Annotated in this window: 5 protein-coding genes; 1 reads left to right on the top strand and 4 read right to left on the bottom strand. The window is 37.2% G+C overall.

Annotation, left to right across the window (positions count from 1 at the left end; translation table 11 throughout):
• Positions 1–32: 32 nt before the first annotated feature.
• Genes rplS through rpsP form a run of 4 tightly spaced genes read right to left on the bottom strand, consistent with a single transcriptional unit; the run spans position 33 to position 1,988 of the window.
• Positions 33–383, bottom strand: coding sequence for a 50S ribosomal protein L19 (rplS, locus tag O970_RS08650; RefSeq protein ID WP_024496708.1), 351 nt, complete (start codon positions 381–383; stop codon positions 33–35).
• A 43-nt stretch (positions 384–426) separates the two neighbouring features.
• Complete coding sequence (gene trmD / locus O970_RS08645; protein ID WP_024496707.1) at positions 427–1,167, bottom strand: tRNA (guanosine(37)-N1)-methyltransferase TrmD; 741 nt, start codon at positions 1,165–1,167, stop codon at positions 427–429.
• 22 nt (positions 1,168–1,189) lie between these two features.
• Positions 1,190–1,720, bottom strand: a complete 531-nt coding sequence (rimM, locus tag O970_RS08640) for a ribosome maturation factor RimM (RefSeq protein WP_036563143.1) — start codon at positions 1,718–1,720, stop codon at positions 1,190–1,192.
• A gap of 19 nt (positions 1,721–1,739) precedes the next feature.
• The gene (rpsP, locus tag O970_RS08635; RefSeq protein WP_024496705.1) at positions 1,740–1,988 is read right to left on the bottom strand and encodes a 30S ribosomal protein S16; all 249 of its coding nucleotides are present in this window, start codon (positions 1,986–1,988) and stop codon (positions 1,740–1,742) included.
• A gap of 843 nt (positions 1,989–2,831) precedes the next feature.
• Between rpsP and O970_RS08630 the strand changes: the two genes are divergently transcribed.
• Positions 2,832–3,809: an ABC transporter substrate-binding protein gene (locus O970_RS08630; protein WP_024496704.1), complete on the top strand. Its 978-nt coding sequence runs from the start codon at positions 2,832–2,834 to the stop codon at positions 3,807–3,809.
• Positions 3,810–4,049 lie beyond the last annotated feature (240 nt).

Raw genomic sequence — 4,049 nt, 5'->3', positions numbered from 1 at the left:
TTTTTTTCATTTTAAGATAAGTTTGCGTGAAATTAGTTAAGACGCTCTTTAATACGCGCAGCTTTACCACGTAGTTCACGTAAATAGTAAAGTTTAGCTTGACGAACAGCACCACGGCGTTTAACCGTAATTGAGTCAATAATTGGAGAATGTGTTTGGAATACACGCTCAACACCTTCGCCATTAGAAATCTTACGTACCGTAAATGCAGAATGTAATCCGCGATTACGGATTGCAATAACTACACCTTCGTATGCCTGAAGACGTTTCTTATTACCTTCAACAACCCATACTTTTACTTCCACTGTATCACCAGGACGGAATGCAGGGACGTCTTTCTTTAGTTGTTCATCTTCAAGTTGCTTAATAATTGCATTTTTCATGATAATTCTCTTCCTAGTTAAACTGAAATGTTTACTCACACACTTACTTGCTATATTCAGCTTGAAATTCAGCAAGTAATTTCTGCTCTTCATCAGTCAGAGCTAGGCGTTGTAGAAGATCTTCTCTTCTGAGCCAAGTTCGCCCTAGAGATTGTTTCAACCGCCAGCGACGAATTTCTTTATGGTGTCCAGAGAGTAATACTGCTGGCACCGCCAATCCATCTAACACCTCAGGTCTAGTATAGTGAGGACAATCAAGTAAACCTGTAGCAAATGAATCTTCCTTTGCTGATGACTCATGACCAAGTACGCCCGGAATAAACCGTGAAATCGCATCAATCAATGTCATAGCAGGTAATTCACCCCCACTTAATACATAATCACCGATCGACCATTCTTGATCAATTTCAGTTTGAATGATCCGCTCATCTATACCCTCGTACCGCCCACAAATCAAAATTAACTTCTGGTATGTCGATAATTCGACAACCCCATTTTGATCAAGTTTGCGTCCCTGTGGAGAGAGGTAAATAACTTGGGTATCCTCCCCCATTGCCGCTTTTGCCGCATGAATGGCATCTCTTAATGGTTGTACCATCATGAGCATACCCGGTCCACCGCCATAAGGACGATCATCAACCGTTTTATGCTTATCATATGCAAAATCGCGTGGGTTCCAATACTCAACTGTTAACAGACCGCTTTTTACCGCGCGACCTGTTACCCCATAATCAGTGATCGCTTGGAACATGTCAGGAAAAAGGCTAATAATGCCAATTCGCATTCATCGCTCCTATTGATACTGGTTAAAAGGCGGGATCCCAATCAACTTCAATTACTCTCGTTGTGAGATCAATATTTTTTATAACTTGTTGTTCAACAAAAGGCAATAACCGTTCTTTTTTACCAAATGCATCGTTTAAATTTGCTTTGACCACCAGTACATCATTCGCGCCAGTCTCCATTAACTCAGTCACTTGACCTAAATCATAACCGCCAATGGTGACCACACGACAACCAATCAGATCTTTCCAATAAAATTCACCGTCAGTTAACTGAGGCAGTAAATCGGCATTAACATAAATGTCTACATTCGTTAATGCATTGGCAATATCTCGATCATCAATTCCAACAATTTTAACAATTGTATCTTGATTATGTGGTTTGTAGCTTTCAACTTCTACGATTTGCCATGTACCAGCACGCTGAATATACCAAGGTTGATAAGCAAAAATATTTCCAGCTTGTTCGGTAAACGAAAAAACCCTAAGCCACCCACGAATACCATAGCAAGCACCAAACTTACCAACAATAATCAGATTCTCAGGCGTTGTCATTTGCTGTTGACCAAACAAATTAAGCTGCTTTTTTAGCTTGTTTAATTAAAGCACCAACACGGTCAGAAACCGTTGCACCTAAACCAAGCCAATGATTTACACGATCAAGATCTAAACGTAATTCTTCAGCTTTACCTTGTGCTACAGGGTTAAAAAAGCCAACACGTTCGATAAAACGACCATCGCGTGGATTACGACTATCAGTGACAACCACTTGATAGAATGGACGCTTTTTAGAGCCGCCACGAGCTAAACGAATAGTTACCATAACTTCCTCTTAAAATTTAATGATTTGCCTTACTCTTTTTTCCTAAAATATAAAGAAATATGAGTATATAAAAAGCCACAGAATTATACTCTTTTTCAGAAAAATCGCAATGCTTAGCTTTAAACAATTACGTTATCGACCGTGCTGGTTAATCGCGTGTTTTATATATTGTTATTAAGTTGACCTAAAATCATGGACCTGATAAAAGGTTAGATAACCAGTGAATGAATAAACTATAAATAACCAAAATAAATGTACTTATTATGCTCATAGCATGAATAAATGGATTGTATTTGATGGGTTTGTAAATAAATCATTGATCGTATCATCCATTCTATCTCTGTAGGCTGACCTTAATATGGAGGTTACCATGATCAATACATTAACTATACAAGATCGAACCATACCTAAGCCATGGCGGGATTTGTAGTAATATTAAGGGTTATTTAACGAGGTGCCGTTTCGTCAAAACGCCTGAAAACACAATTTATCTGCACTAAAATAGCGGATTAAATTGCTTAGAAATAAAAAGCGAATACCAAATAATCTAGTAATACACAGCACATTAACCAGTTATGATCTTTAGTTAATTACTCATTTGTAAAATACGATCTTTGCTATTATAGGCGCAATTAACTATTCATTTAATGAATATTCTCGTTGATTAATGACTTTAGTCAGTCAGTATCAATATTGTTAAAGCACACCCTGATAAGATAAAATGACAAAAAAATATCAATGCGTTATTATTAAATTAACGTATACATTAGTCTTTTGCTAGACGTTAACACTAACTTTAATGATAATAATTATCATTTTTATAATATTGATAAGGATAATAAAATGATCTTAAAAAAACCAGCACTTACAGCCATTGCAGCGCTTTTATTAGGATTGACCGGTTGTCAAGCGCCAACCACTCATAATTCGGTGACCGAAACCACTCAAGCGGCGACAGTAACCACAACGGCAATGGAAACGACTATTCCTCAATTACCAAAACGTATCATCGTCATGGATTTTGGCGCATTAGATACCATCAATGCGCTGGGTTTAGGTAATCGAATTAAAGGTGCTCCTACATCATCTATCCCTCAATATTTAGCCAAATATCACAATAGTAAGGTGATGGATACCGGTCAAATGAAACAACCTGATTTAGATAAAATCAAAGTAGCAAAACCAGATCTTATTATTATTGGCGCTCGCCAAACTGGTTTTTACCAAGATTTAAATGCCATTGCACCAACATTCAATTACAGTATTAAAGACAATAAGCATTATGTTAAAGAGGTAAAAGAAAAAATAGCATTCTTAGGTAAAATTGCTGATAAAGAAAAAGTTGTAGATGAAAAATTACATGCATTAGACGAAAAAATTGCGAATGCGCAAAACATAGCTGATCATTCCGATAAAACAGCCATCATTGCCATGCACAACGATGGTCATGTAATGCTTATAAACCAAGGCGCTTATGCATCGCTTATTTTTGATGAATTACACGTTAAACGCGCGGTACCTGTTAATGCCTTTTCTTCGATGAAATTAGCCCCATCAGAGGAAGGCAGACCTGCATTACCAGCGTATGTAGCGGTAACTAATGAATATATTAAGAGTAAAAAACCATCTATCATCTATGTTATTGACCGTAGCAAGGCTATTGGTAAAGAGGCGATAAATAATGACTATTTTGATAAGCAAGCACTCTCTGAAGCTGGCACAAAAGTGGTCTATTTAACTGCTGATTTATGGTATTTATCAGGCGCTGGTTTAGAAAGTCTAAATCAACAAATTGATGAAGTGATAACACCATTAAAATAATGCATATTCGCTGTTATTCGTTAAATAAAAAGCCACCGTTAAAGGTGGCTTTTTATTATGTCTAATTACTATAGTTAATCATTAAACTGGCAATCAACAATAGTTAAGTTCAGGTGTATTGCTCTAGTTAATCATAGTACAATTTTATATGATTAATTAGCAACAAGATACAAAACTACCAACGACCTGACGCACCGCCGCCGCCGCTACGTCCACCGCCACCACTAAAGCCACCGCCGC

The sequence above is a fragment of the Candidatus Schmidhempelia bombi str. Bimp genome (assembly GCF_000471645.3).
Classification (GTDB): Bacteria; Pseudomonadota; Gammaproteobacteria; order Enterobacterales; family Orbaceae; genus Utexia; species Utexia bombi.
The sequence above is the reverse complement of the archived record's forward strand: the minus strand, read 5'-3'. Positions and strand labels throughout refer to the sequence as shown.

What these genes read in the sequence shown, in the direction of transcription:
- rplS (WP_024496708.1), bottom strand. Translation starts at nt 383, where the DNA reads ATGAAAAATGCAATTATTAAGCAACTTGAAGATGAACAACTAAAGAAA.
- trmD (WP_024496707.1), bottom strand. Translation starts at nt 1,167, where the DNA reads ATGCGAATTGGCATTATTAGCCTTTTTCCTGACATGTTCCAAGCGATC.
- rimM (WP_036563143.1), bottom strand. Translation starts at nt 1,720, where the DNA reads ATGACAACGCCTGAGAATCTGATTATTGTTGGTAAGTTTGGTGCTTGC.
- rpsP (WP_024496705.1), bottom strand. Translation starts at nt 1,988, where the DNA reads ATGGTAACTATTCGTTTAGCTCGTGGCGGCTCTAAAAAGCGTCCATTC.
- O970_RS08630 (WP_024496704.1), top strand. Translation starts at nt 2,832, where the DNA reads ATGATCTTAAAAAAACCAGCACTTACAGCCATTGCAGCGCTTTTATTA.